This is a genomic window from Sphaerisporangium fuscum (assembly GCF_018531465.1).
GTDB classification, from domain to species: Bacteria; Actinomycetota; Actinomycetes; order Streptosporangiales; family Streptosporangiaceae; genus Sphaerisporangium; species Sphaerisporangium fuscum.
Window position 1 is genome coordinate 96940 of sequence record NZ_JAHDTF010000034.1, and the last position, 14256, is coordinate 111195.

Below are 14256 nucleotides of genomic sequence, written 5' to 3' on the forward strand. Positions count from 1 at the left end.
GACCACCTGGCCGATGGCCTCGATGGTCTCCCATCTGTGGCGTATGTGCACCGCGGCCCCCAGACCGGGCTGCCCTGCTCCGCCGACGCGGGTGGCGCGGAGGACCCCATGGCTCATTACCCACTCAGGGTCGTGACCATACCGGTCCGGTGACCGTGCGCGTGCTTTCCGTTACCATCGGCGTGGGCGCGCTCGCGCTGCGGCGGGCGCGCCCACGAAGGCGGGTCGTCCGGTCACTCCGCCGGCACGAGGCGCAGCGAGATCGAGTTGATGCAGTAGCGGTCGTCGGTGGGGGTGGGGTAGCCCTCGCCGTGGAAGACGTGGCCGAGGTGGGAGTCGCAGCGGGCGCAGCGGACCTCGACGCGTGACATGCCGAGCGAGTGGTCCTCCACGAGGGTCACGGCGTCCGACTCGCTCGGCTCGAAGAACGACGGCCAGCCGCAGTGCGACTCGAACTTCGTCTCCGAGCGGAACAGCTCCGCCCCGCAGGCCCGGCAGGCGTAGACGCCCACGGTCTTGGTGTCGACGTACTCCCCGGTGAACGGCCGCTCGGTGCCCGCCTGCCGCAGCACCCGGAACTCCTCGGGCGAAAGCTGCACACGCCATTCGGCGTCACTCTTGACCACCTTTTCCATGCCCCAAGCCTATGCGGGCCCGCCCGAACCGGCGGCGGCCCGTCCCGCCGGCCGAATTTTTCCGGGGGCAGGCATCCTTCGGGGCCGCTTTCGGCGTCTTCCCAGGCGGAGGGTTGATCACCTCCGCGTGAGGGAAGATCGCTGGTTCGTCCTCGTTTCAGGCGATGTCCGGGTCAAGGCCGGGCGCCGTCGTACGGTCGGGGACGGCGCCGGACGGGTGGCACGTCAGCGCCCGCGCCGGTGCCCGTGACCAGCGGTCTTCACCAGGTCCGCCCCGTTCGAGCGCCGGTCCGCCACCGGGGGCTCCGGGGCGGGCCTTCCTCCCGGTTTCTGTCGGCGGCGGGGGGTACGGTCGAAGGCATGGCGTCGCCGTACATCGAGCTCAATGTCGAGGGCCGGGTCGTGAAGGTCACCAACCCGGACAAGATCTATTTCCCTGAGATCGGGGCCACCAAGCGCGAGCTTGTCGAATATTACGTCGCGGTGGGCGAGGGCGCCCTGCGCGCCCTGCGTGACCGCCCGACGTATCTCAAGCGCCACCCGGACGGCGTGCAGTCCGAGGCGATCTACCAGAAGCGCGTGCCGCCCCGCCACCCCGACTGGCTGGAGACGGTCACGATCCGCTTCCCCAGCGGGCGCAGCGCCGACGCCCTGAGGGTCACCGAGATCGCCTGCCTGGCCTACTGCGCCAACCTCGGCACCATCGACTTCCATCCCTGGCCCACGCGGGCCGACGACGTCGAGCATCCCGACGAGCTGCGCATCGACCTCGACCCGCAGCCCGGCACCGACTTCGACGACGCCAGGCGCACCGCGTTCATCGTGCGCGAGCTGCTCGACGAGCTCGGCATGCGGGGGTTCCCCAAGACCTCCGGCACGCGCGGCATCCACATCAACGTCCGCATCCAGCGCCGCTGGTCGTTCACCCAGGTGCGGCAGAGCGCGATCGCCCTGGCCCGCGAGGTCGAGCGGCGCCGTCCCGACCTCGCCACCTCGGCCTGGTGGAAGGAGGAGCGCGGCGAGAAGGTCTTCATCGACTACAACCAGAACGCCCGCGACCGCACCATCGCCAGCGCCTACTCCGTGCGAGCCCGGCCGCACGCCCCGGTGTCGACCCCGGTGACCTGGGAGGAGCTCGCCGACGTCGATCCGCGCGACTTCGACATCCGCACGGTGCCGCAGCGTTTCGCCCGCCTCGGCGACGTCCACAAGGAGATCGACGACGAGGCGTTCTCGATCGAGCCCCTACTGGAGTGGTACGCCAAGGACGAGCGCGGCGACATGCCGTACCCGCCCAACTATCCCAAGATGCCCGGCGAGCCCAAGAGGGTCCAGCCGAGCAAGGCCCGGCCCTCGGAGAGCTGAGGGCCGAGCCCGGGGCGCCTGCTACCAGTTGGCGGGCAGGCCGGGAGTGGTGGGCGGGAGCCGGTGGCCGGCGGGGTGGATGATGTAGGCGACGCCGCCGCTGCCGGTGCTGCGCAGCCAGACGTTCTCGAAGTTCGCGCGCGGGTAGACCCGGCGCACGGCCTCGTCACCGGGGGAGGCGGGGTCGTTGGCGATCACGTCGCCGGTCGGGGTGAAGCCGATCACCACCATGAGGTGGCCGTTGGTGCTGTACCCCGCGCCGGGCAGCTCGCCGGCCTGGAACGACTGCGAGGTGATGACCGGGATGCCGGCCTTGATCAGGCGCTCCACCTCGGTCAGCGAGCGCAGCCGGGTGATGAAGCCGTCGAGCCCGTAGCGGCCCGCGTAGGCGGTGTTGAACGGCCAGTTCCCCGCGCCCTGGTAGGCGTAGTCGTAGGTGTACCTGGCGGCGTAGTCGACCTCCGGGTCGGCGTAGGACGGGTCGACCCAGGAGGTGTCCTGCGCGCTCGGCCACCTGCCCCAGTAGCCGAGCACCATGGTCGTCGAGGTCGGGCTGCACCACGCCTCTCCGCCGCCGTCCCACTCGGGGTACTGGCCCTGGTGGATGCTCTGCGAGCGGCGCGGTACGTTGAGCTCGATCCCCCAGGCGCGGCCGCCGGGGCTGACCGGGACGGTCGGCCGGTCGGGCACGGCCGACGCCATCGCGCCGAGGGTCCGCACGACGGGGGTGACCGCCGAGCCGGGGGTGCGGTGCAGCGTGACGCGCAGCTGGTAGGCGGTGATGGGCTTCCCGGTGGCGGCGACGAAGGTGTCGACGGAGACGGTGCCGTCGGCGTCCCGCTGACCTGGCAGGGAGGTGCGCTGGATGTCGCCGTCACCGTACGCCCAGCGGCCGAGCACGTACCACTTGGTCAGCCCGGCGGCGTTGCGGCCGCGCATCTCGATCTGCACCCAGCTGCCGGGCGGGGTGTCGGCGGTCCAGGAGGCCACGAGCTCGGTGGCGGCGAAGCCGATGCGCTGCTCGGCGCCGGTCCAGCGGGCGTACTCCCAGTCCTTGGTGCCGAGCGCGTCGGTGTAGGTGGTGGTGCCGGCGGGGGAGGCGAAGGCCAGCCTGTCGTGCTTGGCCGTCACCCCTTCGGGGGTGCCTGTGGTGAACGAGGTCCGCTTGTAGACGACGTTCACGGTGTCGGGCGAGGTCGCGGCCTCGGCGGAGGCGGGGCTCACGACGGACGCCGCGAGCGTCGTACTCATGACGATCGAGAGGAACACGGTCAGCACGCGCATGGCTCACCTTGCCTGTGGGGTTGTCGACGTCGCCGACGGTAGATCGCAGGTGCGCTTCCCGCATCGGCCGTTTTACGTATGGCGGGTCACTCGCGGACGGAGCCTTCGAGCATCCCCCGGATGAAGTGCCGCTGGAGGAACAGGTAGAACACCACCACGGGGGTGGCGACGATCACCGCGCCCGCGGCGAGCAGCGTGAAGCCGGAGGTGTACTGGCCCTGGAAGAACGTCAGCCCGAGCGGCGCGGTGCGCAGTGACTCCTTGGTGACCATGATGAGGGGGATGAGGAACTCGTTCCACGTCCACATGAACACCAGCACCGTGAGCGTGACGATGGCCGGGCGGGCCGGGGGCACGAGCACCTGCCACAGGGTGCGCCAGTGCGAGGCGCCGTCGATGCGGGCCGCCTCGACGATGGCCCGGCTGCTGGAGCGGAAGTAGGCACGCATCCAGAACGTGCCGAAGGACACCGACATGGCGACCTGCGGCAGCGCGACGGCCCAGAACGTGTCGGTCAGGCCGATGGTGCGCAGGTCGAAGAACAGCGGCACCGCGACCGCCTCGCTCGGCATCATGATCCCGAGCAGGAGGAGGTTGAACAGCACGCCCTGCCCCCGGAAGCGCATCGTGCCGAAGGCGTATCCGCTCATCACCGACAGCACCACGGCGAGCACGACCACGAACGCCGAGATGGCGAGGCTGGTGCGCAGGTAGCTGCCGAACCTGCCGATCTCCCAGGCGCGGGCGAAGTTCGCAAGGCCGGCGGACCCGCCCTGGGCGTCGTCCGGGCCGAGGGCGGCCGACAGGATCGACACGATGGGGAACAGCGCGAAGGCGGCGAAGACGATGAGGACGGTGTAGTTCGCCGCGCGCTCGGCCCGCGAGATCATCGGCTGCCGCCCCGGTCGGCCAGGCGGTTGACCGCGAAGGACACCACGAAGATGATCGCGGTCAGCGTCACGCCGACGGCCGCCGCCGAGCCGACCTGGCCGAGCTCGAAGGCCCGCCGGTACACCTCGAACGACGGCACCGACGTCGAGTCGCCCGGCCCGCCGCGCGTGGTGACGTACACCAGGTCGAAGGTCCGCAGCGCCGCGATCACGGTCAGCGTGAGCGCGACGGCGATCTCGCCGCGCACCGAGGGCAGGGTGACGGCGAAGAACTCGCGGACCGCCCCCGCGCCGTCCAGTCGCGCGGCCTCGTACAGCTCCAGCGGGACGCGGCTCATCCCGGCCAGCAGCAGTACGGTGACCAGACCGCTCTCGAACCACGTTCCGACCACCCCGACGGCGGGGAGCGCGAAGGTGTAGTCGCCGAGCCAGCCGCGGGTGAGGGCGTCGAGGCCGACGGCCCGCAGGACGTCGTTGAGGCCGCCGTCCGGGGCGTACACGCGGCGCCAGGCGACGGCGACCACCACCATGGCGATCACCTGCGGGAGGAACACCACGGTGCGGAAGAAGCCGAGCCCGCGCACCTTGGCGTGGTTGAGGACGGCGGCCAGGATCAGTCCGACGGCCAGCGGCAGCAGGGCGTAGAACGCCACGAGCACCGCCGCGTGGCCGAAGGCGGCCCGCAGGCCCTCGTCGGCGGCGATCGCCGCGTAGTTGCCGAGCCCGATCCAGCGGCCCAGGGTGAGGCCGTCCCAGTCGTACAGCGAGAACTGCACGGCACGGCCGATGGGGAAGAGGAGGAACGCCGCGTAGACGGCGAAGGCGGGCAGGATGTAGAGGTAGGCCACCCGCCGAGGCTCGCCCGGAGGCGTTCCCGCGGGCCTGCGGCCGCGGGTCGAGGACGTCAGGGCCATCGCCCGGCGCTACCCGTTGCTCTCGGCGAAGGCGTGGTAGTCCTTCTCCAGCCGGTCGAGGAACTGCTGGGGCGTGGTCCTCCTTGCCAGCAGGTCCTGCAGCGCCGCGCCCAGGGTGTCGTACATGGTGGGCGTGGCGTAGTCGAGGTAGGGCAGCAGCCCGCCGGCCGTGCTCACCTGGCCGAACGCGCTGTAGACCTGCTTCTGCGCGCCCTCGGCCGCGCCCTGCCGCGCGGTGTCGACGACGGGCAGGTTGCCCGTCTCGGCGAGCACCTTCATGGCGTCGGCGTCGGTGATGAAGTCGATGTACGCGGCGGCGGCGTCGGGGTTGGGGCTCTTGGCCGTGACGGCGAACGGCAGGCCGGTGCCGCCCGTGGCCACCGGCGGCGCCCCCGCGGTGGTGCCGGGCGGGAGCATGAAGCCGAGGTCGGCCCCGAGCGCCTTGGACAGGTCGGCCAGCAGCCAGGTGCCCGCGATGAGGAAGACGCCCTGGCCCTTGCCGAAGGCCTGCCACGCCGGGTCGTAGCCCTGCCCGTTGAAGCCCTTCTCGAAGTAGCCCTTGTCCACCCAGCCGGCCAGCTGCTCGGCGGCCTTGGTGTTCTCGGGGGTGTTCCACGAGGCGCCCCTGCGGCCGAAGGCGAGGGTGCGGATCACCTCGGGGGTGACCGCGCGTCCCTGCACGGTGCCGAAGACGTGGATTGCCGGCCACTTGTCGAGGTTGCCGAGCTGCATCGGCACCTCGCCCGCCTGCTTGGCCTTCTCCAGGGCCGTCTGGAAGTCGTCCCAGGTGGCGGGGGGCTGGAGGCCGAGCTTGCGGAGCTTGGCGGCGTTGTAGTAGATGCCGACGACCTCGCCGACCTGGGGCAGGCCGAACAGGTTGCCCTCGCCGAAGATCTTGCCGTCGGCCGTGTAGCGGGAGTAGCTCAGGACGGAGGCCGGATAGCGCCTGACCCAGCCGTACGCCTCGGCGTAGGCGTCGAGCGGGCGCAGCTGGCCCGCCTTGACGAAGGCGCCCATGTCGGAGCGGCCGTTGTTGGCCTCGACGACGTCGGGGGGCTCGTTGCCGGTGAGGGCCAGCCGCAGGGTGGTCTTGAGGTCGTCGAACGACCGGGAGACCCGTTTGATGGTGATGTTCGGGTATTTCGCCATAAAAGCGGCGTTGAGCCGCTTCATCTGGGCGTCCTGGCCGCCGCGGACCTCCTGGTCCCACACGGTCAGGGTCACCTTGCCCAGCGCGGCGACGTCGGTGCGCACCGCCTGAGTCGGTGCGGGGCTGGAGGCCACGGGCGCGCTCCCCGAGCCGGGGGCGCAGGCGGCGGTGAGCGCGACGAGACCGGCGGCGAGCGCCATGGCGCGGCGCGGGCGGGAGGTCATGGGCCTGTGACGGACGGTCGGGGGGCGGTACCGGGGGTCATGTCGGCCCTGTCCTTTCTCCTAGTCCGCGAGCTCGGTGGCGCCCGCTTCGACGTCGGCGTGCCGGGACATGGTGGCGGCGGCGCGGCGCACGGCGCCGACCGGCACGGTGGGGACGAGAGTGTCGAGAAAGGCGTAGCGGCGCAGGAGCGACTCGATGTACGCCCCGCCCCGCCCCTTGGCGGCCCGCACGTCGTGCCACCAGTCGGCGATGTCGCCCCAGCCGGGCGCGGCGAGCGAGCCGCCGAACTGCTGGACGGCGAGCGCCGAGCAGACCCCGGCGAACGCCAGCCGGTCGGTGAGCGGCCAGCCCGACAGCGTGCCGAGCACCAGCCCCGCCCCGAACACGTCACCGGCCCCGGTGGGGTCGAGGGCGGTCACCCGCAGCGCGGGGACGTACGCCTCCTCGCCGGTGGTGGAGTCGATGGCCATGGCCCCGTTCGCACCGTCGGTGACGATGGCGAGCGGGACGCGGTCGGCGATGGCGTACAGGGCTTCGCGCGGGGTGTCGGTGCCGGTGTACGCCATGGCCTCGACGGCGTTCGGCATGAAGCCGTGGCAGGTGGCGAGCTGTTCGAGCACCGACGACGACCACGTCTCGGAGGGGTCCCATCCGACGTCGGCGAAGACCAGCGCCCCGTCCTTGCGGGCGAGGTCGGCCCAGCTGCAGCCGTCGGGCTCGCCGAGCGGCTCCTCGGGGGACAGCGTCACGATCACGGCGCTGGACCGCGGGGGGTGGCCGATCATCTCGGTGGCCGCCATGGGCGGCGGGTGGCCGTGGGTGACCATGCTGCGGTCGCGGTTGACCGCCATGGAGACGGTGACGGGGGAGTGCCAGTGCTGGAAGCGCCGCGAGCGCGACAGGTCGACCGACTCCTGCTCCGACAGGATGCGCCAGTTGAAGTCGGCGTAGTCGTCGTCGCCGAAGGCGGCGGCCATCGAGGTGCGCAGGCCGAGGCGGCTGGTGGCGATGGCGAGGTTGGCGATGCCGCCGGGGCACGAGCCCATGCCCTCGGCCCAGACCTCGGTGCCGGCCGCCGGCATGGCCTGCAGCCCGGTGAAGACGATGTCCAGGAACACCGTTCCCGCGGTGAACACGTCGAACTCTGGACCATCGGGGCTGCGCTTGTCGGCGAGCGGATCGTAGGCCTGGGCAGACAACGGAGTGGATCCTCCTCGACTGTGCGAAGATGTGCGCACTCTTGCACGTTTCGGTTGCCCATATCAAGCGTTGACGGGCTTCGGTGCTCATTCTTGCTTAGTTGCGCCTGCCGATGATTGGTACGATCCTGCCGTGCTGCAGCACGTCCGGAACGGCGAGATCGCGAGGCGGCGGCCATGAGGCTGACGATTCTCGGGGGCGGCGGATTCCGCGTCCCCTTGGTGTACGGCGCGCTGCTGCGCGACCACGGGCGGCCCAGGGTCGAGGAGGTCGTGCTGCACGACATCTCCGCCGAACGCCTCGAGGCCATCCGTCACGTGCTCGTCCAGCTCGCCGCCGGGCACGCCGACCCGCCCCGCGTCCGGGTGACCACCGACCTCGACGACGCGCTGCGCGACGCGACGTTCGTCTTCTCGGCGATCCGGGTCGGCGGCCTCGAGGGCCGCACCGCCGACGAGCGGGTGGCGCTCGACCTCGGGCTGCTCGGGCAGGAGACCGTCGGGCCGGGCGGCATCGCGTTCGGCCTGCGCACGATCCCCGTGGCGATGAGCGTGGCCGAGCGCATCGCCGTGCTGGCCCCCCGCGCCTGGGTGATCAACTTCACCAACCCCGCCGGCATGATCACCGAGGCGATGCAGCGGGTGCTCGGCGAGCGCGTCGTCGGCATCTGCGACTCGCCGCTGGGCCTGATCCGCAGGGCCGCCCGCGCCCTCGGCCTCGACCCCGTCCGCACGGCCCCCGACTACGCCGGGCTCAACCACCTCGGCTGGCTGCGCGGCCTGTCGTACGGCGGGCGTGACGTGCTGCCCGACCTGCTGGCCGACGACACCGCGCTCAAGCGCGTCGAGGAGGCGCGGCTGTTCGGCCCCGAGTGGGTGCGCTCGCTCGGCGCGCTGCCCAACGAATATCTCCACTACTACTACTTCACCCGCGAGGCGATCGCCGCGATCGGCGGCGCCGCGCAGACCCGCGGGGAGGCGCTGCTCGAACAGCAGAGCCGGTTCTACGCCACCGTGGCCCGGGAGCCGCACGGCGCCCTGGCGGAGTGGCAGCACACCCGCAGGGAGCGGGACGCCTCCTACATGGCCGAGACCCGTGAGAGCGCCCAGGCGGGCGAGCGCGAGGCGGCCGACCTCGCCGCCGGGGGGTACGAAGGCATCGCCCTCGCCCTGATGGCGGCCATCGCCCGCGGCGGCACCACCACCATGATCCTCAACGTCCGCAACGGTTCGGCGGTCGCCGGCCTGCCGCCCGAGGCCGTCGTGGAGGTCCCGTGCGCGGTCGACGCGGGCGGCGTACGGCCGCTGGCGACCCGCCCGCTGCCGGGCCAGTTCCTCGGGCTCGTCCAGCAGGTCAAGGCGGTCGAGCAGCTCACCATCGAGGCCGCCGTCACCGGCTCGGCCGGTGTGGCCCTGCGGGCCTTCGCCACGCACCCGCTGGTCGACTCGGTCTCCGTGGCCCGCCGGCTCCTCGACGGCTACCGCGCCCGCATCCCCGAGCTGGCCGCCGTCCTCCCGCCCGCCTCGGCGTCCGGGTTCTGATCAGCAGACCCCCTCAGGTCTGGATGATGGCGGCCTTCTCGCGCGTATAGGCGAGGACGGCGTCGTGGCCGTAGCCGCTGTCCTTGACGCCGCCGAAGGGGAGGCCGGGGGGCATCTGGCGGAAGGTGTTCACCCACACGGTGCCGCTCTCCAGGTCGCGGACGAAGCGGTGGGCGCGGCCGAGGTCGCGGGTCCAGACGCCGGCGGCCAGGCCGTAACCGGAGTCGTTGGAGATGGCCAGCGCCTCCTCGTCGGTGTCGAACGGCAGGGCGACCGCGACCGGGCCGAAGATCTCCTCCTGGCAGATCCGCAGGGAGTTGTCGGTGGTGGTGTAGAGGGTCGGGGCGACCCAGTAGCCGCCGGGCATCGACGGGACGACGCAGGCGCCCGTCGCGCCGCCGAACACCAGCTCCGCCCCTTCCTTCTCCGCGATCCGCAGATAGCCGGTGACGCGCTCGTACTGGCCGGCCGAGACGATGGGGCCCATCGTGGTGGCGAGGTCCAGGGGGTCGGCCAAGGTGAGCCCGCCGGCGATCGCGGTGATGCGGCCGATCATCTCGTCCCAGACCGGGCGCTGGATGAGGATGCGGGACCCCGCCACGCACACCTGACCGGCGTTCCCGGTGTAGATGGAGTTGACGGTGACGCCCGCGGCGGCGGCGGCGAGGTCGGCGTCGGCGAAGACGATGTTCGGCGACTTGCCGCCGAGCTCGAAGGTCAGCGGCTTCAGCGAGTCCGCGCTGGCGCGGGTGATGGCCCGGCCGGTCTCGGTGGAGCCCGTGAGGCTGATCTTGTTGACGCCGCGATGGCGTACGAGGGCGTCCCCGGCCTCCTCGCCGAGCCCGCTGACGATGTTGAGCACGCCCGGCGGCAGCACCTCGGCGAGCAGTTCGCCCAGGCGGAGCACCGACGCCGACGCCTGCTCGGCCGGCTTGACGATCACGGTGTTGCCGGCGGCCAGCGCGTACGCGGCCTTGGCGGAGAACGTCGAGATGGGGGAGTTCCAGGGGATGACGCCGAGCACCACCCCGTACGGCTCGCGCCGGGTCATGCCCAGGGTGTCGGGGCCGAGGATGACCGTGTCGCCCTTGACCGCGTCGATGACGTCCCCGGCGGCGATCTGCCACAGGTAGGTCATGCCGGGCAGGTCCTTGTTCAGCGTGTCGCGCAGGATGCGGCCGTTGTCGCGGGTCTCGATACGGGCGAGCTCCTCGGCGTTCGCGGCGAAGACCTCGGCGACCCGGCGCAGGAAGTGGGCGCGGCCCAGGGCGGGCATCGCCGACCAGGCGGGGAAGGCCTTGCGCGCGGCGGCCACGGCGGCCTCGGCGTCGGCCCGTCCGCTCGCGGGGATCCGTGCCCATGGCTCACCCGTGGCGGGGTTGACCGAGTCGATGGTGCGGCCGTCCGCGGCGGCGACCAGCCTGCCCCCGATCAGGTTGCGGTATTCCACGATGCTCTGCGCCATCCTCAACTCCCGCGTCGGGCCGCGTCGAACCGTACCAAGCGTACGCTTGCTTGAGCGTGGAGTGGAAGCGTCCGTGTCCCCGCACGCGGAGCGAAAGGGGACAAATCGCCATCAACCGGGTACATAGCGGGCAGGAGAACGGCGACGGGAGGGCTGCTTACCAGGGACTCGCTTTCCACGCGGGAGGCAGCGGAAAATATGGAGCGCGGTGACCGGCCCGCACTGCGGGTCGTTCTTCTGGGCGGCTTCCGGCTGCTGGCCGATGAGGAGCAGATCGTGGTCTCGGGCGGGTCCGAGCGGCTGCTCTCCTTCCTCGCGCTGTGCGGCCCGGTCGTGTCCCGGACGTTGATGGCGGGCACCCTCTGGCCCGACCGCCCCGACCGTCAGGCGTACGCCAGCCTCCGCTCCGCCCTGGCGCGGGTGGAAGGGGCCGGACGCCTGTTCCTCGACATCGGCGGGACCGAGGTACGGCTGCGCGAGGGCACCGAGGTCGACCTCGAGGAGGCACGGGCCCTCGCCCGCCGCGTCCTCGACCCGGCCGAGCCCATCAGCGACCACGACCTCAGCGCCTTCTCGGTGGAGGCCCTGTCGATGGACCTGCTGCCCGGCTGGTACGACGACTGGGTGGTCCACGTGGCCGAGGAGTGGCACCAGCTGCGCCTGCACGCCCTGGAGGCCCTGGCCGAGGAGTTCACCCGGGAGGGGCGCTTCGCCGACGCGGTCACCGCCGCCGGGGTCGCCGTACGCGCCGAGCCGCTGCGCGAGAGCGCCTACGCCGCGCTGATCCGGGCCCACCTGGCCGAGGGCAACCAGGCCGAGGCGCTGCGCGACTTCGAACGCTACGAGCGCCTGCTGGACACCGAGCTCGGCCTGCGCCCGACCCCGCGTCTGGAGGAGCTCGTCGCCGACCTGCGGGCCCTGCCGCACCGCTGAGATCGGCCCTCACGGGCGGGCCGTCACGACCGGCGTCACGGCGGCGTCACGGCGGCGTCACGCCGGTGTCGCGTGGCGGTCGCGGGCGTCCGGTCATGATGCGGGAGACGGAAGGGCACAGCTCGAAGGAGGAGTGCATGTCCGGTAAGACGTATCTCGCACTGCTGGGCCCGGCGCTGGCCACGGCCCTCACTCTCGGTTCCGCCGGAGTCGCCGGGGCCGCGACCGTCTCCACCGCGCACTCGGCGACGGCCACGACCTCGTACGGCCTCCCCTACGACAAGACGGAGTACAAGAACGGCTACCGGGACGGCTTCAAGGACGGTCTGGCCGACTGCAAGTCCGCCTCGAAGAAGAAGAGCATCCAGGGCCTGGCCGCGCCCAGCGACTACGAGCGCGGTTACGGCGAGGGCTACGACCATGGCTTCACCAACTGCGGCAAGCACGAGAAGTCGTCCAAGGGCTCGGGGAAGACGAAGAAGTCCGAGAGGGGACAGATGGGCCGGATGGACGGCATACAGGAGAGCGGGGACATCCTGCCCGGCATGTGATCGCCGGCCCCACCCCGTGAGCGCCACATGAGAACCCCCGGAAGGGGTACGGGCCCGGCCCGTACCCCTTCTCCGCGTCCCGGCGAAGACGGGTGGGTCAGCGGGCGAGGATGTCGTCGAGGTTGTAGCCGATGGGGCGTTCGAGCTGGTCGTAGGTGCACGACTCGGGGGTGCGATCGGTGCGCCAGCGGCGGAACTGCGCGGTGTGGCGGAACCGGTCGCCCTCCATGTGGTCGTAGGCGACCTCGACGACCAGCCGGGGGGTGAGCGGGACGAAGGCGAGGTTCTTGCCGGCGCTCCAGCGGGAGATCGCCCCGGGCATGCGCTGGGTGGTGGTCTCGTCCTGCGACATCCACGACCCCCATGGGTGGTCGCCGAGGTCCTCCAGGAGGTAGGGCTTGAGCTCGTCGACCAGCTCGGCGCGCCGCTTCATCGGGAACGACGCGGCCACCCCGACGTGGTGGAGCACGCCGGCCGAGTCGTAGAGCCCGAGCAGCAGCGACCCCACCACCGGCCCGGACTTGTGCTCGCGGTAGCCGGCCACGACGCAGTCGGCCGTGCGCTCGTGCTTGACCTTGAACATCGTGCGCCTGTCGGGCTCGTAGGGCTGGTCGGTGCGCTTGACGACGATGCCGTCGAGCCCGGCCCCCTCGAACATCTCGAACCACTCGCCGGCCCGCTCGTCGTCGGCCGTGACGGGGGTCAGCCGCACCATGTCGCCCGCGCCGGCGAGCGCGGAGGCGAGGCGGGCGCGGCGCTCGCCGAAGGGCGTCTCCATGAGGTCGTCGTCGCCGAGGGCGAGCAGGTCGAAGGCGACGAACGACGCCGGGGTCTGCTCGGCCAGCAGCTTGACCCGCGAGGCGGCCGGGTGGATGCGCTGCTGGAGGGCGTCGAAGTCGAGGACGTCGCCGCGGCGCAGGACGATCTCGCCGTCGACGACGCACCGCTCGGGCAGCTCGCGCCTGACCGCCTCGATGAGCTCGGGGAAGTAGCGGTTGAACGGGCGCTCGTTGCGGCTGCCCAGGTAGACCTCGTCGCCGTCGCGGAACACGATGCAGCGGAAGCCGTCCCACTTGGGCTCGTACAGCAGGGTGCCGTCCTGGCGGGGCAGCTCCTTGACGGCCTTGGCGAGCATCGGCGCGACGGGCGGGCCGACGGGGAGGTTCATCCGGGGCGGCTCGGACTCGACGGGCACGGTCATGCCTGCTCCCTTGTGTATCTGCAGAACAGGAAGCCGTCTTCCTCGAGGATGTGGGAGACGGCGAGGTTGGTCAGGGAGGCCGGGCCGTTGAGGACGCGCGCGGCGTCGCCTCCGATCAGCAACGGGCTGACGGTGAGGCACAGCTCGTCGATCAGGCCCGCCGCCGCCAGCTGGGCGTTGACCCGCGGCCCGCCCTCGCAGAGGATGCGGCCCAGGCCGCGCTCGCGCAGCACCCTGACGGCGGTGGCGAGGTCGACGCGGTCGTCACCGGCGACGATCACGTCGGCGTGCTTGGCCACCTCGTCGCGGCGGTCGCCTGGGGCGCTCCCGGTAGTGATCACGATGGTGCGGGCGCCCGGCTCGGCCTCGGTGAACAGCGGGCTCGCCAGGTCGAGGTCGAGGCGCCGGGTGACGACGGCGACCGGCGGCACGGGCGGCCGCCCCTGCCGCGGCTCGGCCCAGGAGGCGCGCGGGCGGACCGGGCCGTACCCCTCGGTGCGGACCGTGGCGGCGCCGACCAGCACGACGTCGGCCAGGCCGCGCAGGACCCCGAACACCCGCCGGTCGGCCTTGCCGGACAGGCCCTCGGACAGGCCCTTGAGCCATGCGCCGCCGTCGACGCTCGCCACCATGTTGAGGCGGAGCCACTCGCGGCTCGGATAGGCATAGGCCTCGGCGAGGTCGACCTCGTCACCGGGGCTGGGAAGGATCCGTCGCACGTTCCTACCTTGGCACAGGCCCCCGACAGTTCCACGGCGCGGGGCGGCGCGCGCCGTTGCAGTACCACTTCCGCATATATGGCGAGATGTGAGATAAGGAATGCGTAGCGTTACCTCGCCGGGCGGAGATGTAAGGGAGAACGGAATCCGGCGCGGACACCGGGAGGACACGGGTGCGGTGGG

The 14256-nt window shown here is 71.9% G+C and carries 13 protein-coding genes; 4 read left to right on the top strand and 9 right to left on the bottom strand.

What is annotated here, in order from left to right; all coding sequences use genetic code 11:
* Positions 1-233: 233 nt before the first annotated feature.
* The gene (msrB, locus tag KIK05_RS36630) at positions 234-635 is read right to left on the bottom strand and encodes a peptide-methionine (R)-S-oxide reductase MsrB (protein ID WP_214415435.1); all 402 of its coding nucleotides are present in this window, start codon (positions 633-635) and stop codon (positions 234-236) included.
* 360 nt (positions 636-995) lie between these two features.
* Here msrB and ligD point away from each other — a divergent pair, with 360 nt between their 5' ends.
* Positions 996-2000 carry a non-homologous end-joining DNA ligase gene (ligD, locus tag KIK05_RS36635; RefSeq protein WP_214415436.1) on the top strand — a complete coding sequence of 335 codons (1005 nt, stop codon included), beginning with the start codon at positions 996-998 and terminating at the stop codon, positions 1998-2000.
* 21 nt (positions 2001-2021) lie between these two features.
* Here the strand turns inward: ligD and KIK05_RS48435 are convergent, their stop codons facing one another.
* From KIK05_RS48435 to KIK05_RS36660, 5 genes are all read right to left on the bottom strand, one after another.
* Positions 2022-3284: a C39 family peptidase gene (locus tag KIK05_RS48435; RefSeq protein ID WP_214415437.1), complete on the bottom strand. Its 1263-nt coding sequence runs from the start codon at positions 3282-3284 to the stop codon at positions 2022-2024.
* Between the two features lie 86 nt (positions 3285-3370).
* Entirely contained in the window at positions 3371-4174 is an 804-nt protein-coding gene (locus tag KIK05_RS36645) for a carbohydrate ABC transporter permease (RefSeq protein ID WP_214415438.1), read from the bottom strand.
* Positions 4171-5088, bottom strand: a complete 918-nt coding sequence (locus KIK05_RS36650) for a carbohydrate ABC transporter permease (RefSeq protein ID WP_214415439.1) — start codon at positions 5086-5088, stop codon at positions 4171-4173. Before KIK05_RS36650 ends, KIK05_RS36645 begins: the two co-directional genes overlap by 4 nt.
* A gap of 9 nt (positions 5089-5097) precedes the next feature.
* A complete protein-coding gene (locus KIK05_RS36655; RefSeq protein WP_214415440.1) occupies positions 5098-6462 on the bottom strand; it encodes an ABC transporter substrate-binding protein in 1365 nt (454 codons plus the stop codon).
* 60 nt (positions 6463-6522) lie between these two features.
* Complete coding sequence (locus KIK05_RS36660) at positions 6523-7662, bottom strand: carbohydrate kinase family protein (protein WP_214415441.1); 1140 nt, start codon at positions 7660-7662, stop codon at positions 6523-6525.
* A 177-nt stretch (positions 7663-7839) separates the two neighbouring features.
* Here KIK05_RS36660 and KIK05_RS36665 point away from each other — a divergent pair, with 177 nt between their 5' ends.
* A complete protein-coding gene (locus KIK05_RS36665; RefSeq protein ID WP_214415442.1) occupies positions 7840-9204 on the top strand; it encodes a 6-phospho-beta-glucosidase in 1365 nt (454 codons plus the stop codon).
* A gap of 13 nt (positions 9205-9217) precedes the next feature.
* On the opposite strand, the gene KIK05_RS36670 is transcribed toward KIK05_RS36665, so the two are convergent.
* Complete coding sequence (locus KIK05_RS36670; protein ID WP_250564040.1) at positions 9218-10669, bottom strand: aldehyde dehydrogenase family protein; 1452 nt, start codon at positions 10667-10669, stop codon at positions 9218-9220.
* A gap of 198 nt (positions 10670-10867) precedes the next feature.
* On the opposite strand from KIK05_RS36670, the gene KIK05_RS36675 reads away from it, so the two are divergent.
* Together KIK05_RS36675 and KIK05_RS36680 are read left to right on the top strand one after the other, a co-directional pair.
* Positions 10868-11602: an AfsR/SARP family transcriptional regulator gene (locus KIK05_RS36675; protein ID WP_214415443.1), complete on the top strand. Its 735-nt coding sequence runs from the start codon at positions 10868-10870 to the stop codon at positions 11600-11602.
* A gap of 137 nt (positions 11603-11739) precedes the next feature.
* A complete protein-coding gene (locus KIK05_RS36680) occupies positions 11740-12153 on the top strand; it encodes a hypothetical protein (protein ID WP_214415444.1) in 414 nt (137 codons plus the stop codon).
* Positions 12154-12250: 97 nt separating this feature from the next.
* Here KIK05_RS36680 and KIK05_RS36685 read toward each other — a convergent pair whose 3' ends face one another.
* Together KIK05_RS36685 and KIK05_RS36690 are read right to left on the bottom strand one after the other, a co-directional pair.
* Positions 12251-13354: an ATP-dependent DNA ligase gene (locus KIK05_RS36685; protein WP_250564041.1), complete on the bottom strand. Its 1104-nt coding sequence runs from the start codon at positions 13352-13354 to the stop codon at positions 12251-12253.
* Positions 13351-14073: a pyrimidine reductase family protein gene (locus KIK05_RS36690; protein WP_214415445.1), complete on the bottom strand. Its 723-nt coding sequence runs from the start codon at positions 14071-14073 to the stop codon at positions 13351-13353. The genes KIK05_RS36685 and KIK05_RS36690 overlap by 4 nt, the downstream gene beginning before the upstream one ends.
* Between the last annotated feature and the right edge of the window lie 183 nt (positions 14074-14256).

Coding starts and splice junctions, on each gene's coding strand:
- KIK05_RS36675 (WP_214415443.1), top strand. CDS start 10,868: ATGGAGCGCGGTGACCGGCCCGCACTGCGGGTCGTTCTTCTGGGCGGC.
- KIK05_RS36670 (WP_250564040.1), bottom strand. CDS start 10,669: ATGGCGCAGAGCATCGTGGAATACCGCAACCTGATCGGGGGCAGGCTG.
- KIK05_RS36650 (WP_214415439.1), bottom strand. CDS start 5,088: ATGGCCCTGACGTCCTCGACCCGCGGCCGCAGGCCCGCGGGAACGCCT.
- ligD (WP_214415436.1), top strand. CDS start 996: ATGGCGTCGCCGTACATCGAGCTCAATGTCGAGGGCCGGGTCGTGAAG.
- KIK05_RS36655 (WP_214415440.1), bottom strand. CDS start 6,462: ATGACCTCCCGCCCGCGCCGCGCCATGGCGCTCGCCGCCGGTCTCGTC.
- msrB (WP_214415435.1), bottom strand. CDS start 635: ATGGAAAAGGTGGTCAAGAGTGACGCCGAATGGCGTGTGCAGCTTTCG.
- KIK05_RS36665 (WP_214415442.1), top strand. CDS start 7,840: ATGAGGCTGACGATTCTCGGGGGCGGCGGATTCCGCGTCCCCTTGGTG.
- KIK05_RS36680 (WP_214415444.1), top strand. CDS start 11,740: ATGTCCGGTAAGACGTATCTCGCACTGCTGGGCCCGGCGCTGGCCACG.
- KIK05_RS48435 (WP_214415437.1), bottom strand. CDS start 3,284: ATGCGCGTGCTGACCGTGTTCCTCTCGATCGTCATGAGTACGACGCTC.
- KIK05_RS36685 (WP_250564041.1), bottom strand. CDS start 13,354: ATGACCGTGCCCGTCGAGTCCGAGCCGCCCCGGATGAACCTCCCCGTC.
- KIK05_RS36645 (WP_214415438.1), bottom strand. CDS start 4,174: ATGATCTCGCGGGCCGAGCGCGCGGCGAACTACACCGTCCTCATCGTC.